Source organism: Clostridium sp. AM27-28, assembly GCF_003480955.1.
GTDB lineage: Bacteria > Bacillota > Clostridia > Lachnospirales > Lachnospiraceae > Otoolea > Otoolea fessa.
This window is the reverse complement of the sequence record NZ_QUJT01000039.1, coordinates 268-1,151: the sequence shown is the minus strand read 5'-3', so window position 1 is coordinate 1,151 and position 884 is coordinate 268. Positions and strand designations below refer to the sequence as shown.

The 884-nt window shown below is 44.5% G+C and carries 1 pseudogene; it reads left to right on the top strand.

Annotation, left to right across the window (positions count from 1 at the left end):
• Window positions 1-626: 626 nt before the first annotated feature.
• A pseudogene (locus DW720_RS16070) lies at window positions 627-884 on the top strand (leucyl aminopeptidase); the annotation flags it as partial.

Genomic DNA, 884 nt, shown 5'->3' with positions numbered 1-884 from the left:
CATATCGACATGGTACAGTACAATCCGACCGTTATCTTCGACGAGGGAACACCAGAAGAGGTTCTGATTGTAAAAGACGGCAAGGTTGTTTGTTTGGGCGACAAATAAAACTATTGCATCCAACTAGACAGTTCACCCCAATTATAACCATATAAATATACCTTACTGTTTTGTATGACGCCAGGAATCCCCGTTCAGCCAGTGTATCGGCTGAACGGGGATTCTTGGTATTTTTAAGTCTGATTTGGATGTGAAGTACCGCCTCCCGAGCAAGAAAAACAGGTGACATTGAGCCGGTATGGAACTGCGGCTGGATGGCAAGCAAGCCGATGCAGGCGATTATCGTCCTGCTGTACGGCAGTACCGTATTCTACGCAATTTTCAGCGCACTGGGAATGCTTCCAGCAGGATGGTAAACCCCTTATCACGAAATATTTATAACATATTCGCAAATGGGTATATTTGTTTATAAGTGTGTGCGGGTTTGATAGTATATAGTCAAACCTCATGAGGAACAGAAAAAACTAAATAAACAGCTATGAAACAGAGAACAATGACAGGCAGATAGCTTAAATCGGCTGGATGCAGAGACTGTCAAATAATAACAAAAGCGAGGAGAATGAGTTATGAGTGATAACAGAATTATCGAATGTATGGAACGTGCACAGTATCTTCTTGGCAACCTGATGGCTGTTAAACCGGGCGAGGAAGTTTTGATTGTCGTTGACCCTCAAACCGACGAGAGAATGACCCAGGCGATGGCAGCAGCCGCTTTAAACTGCGGCGCTGAGTACGGCGTATACATGATGCCGATTCGTGGAAAAGACAAAGCAACCATCTTCCCGAAATCTCTGGAACTTGGCATGGATGCCTGCGATGTATTT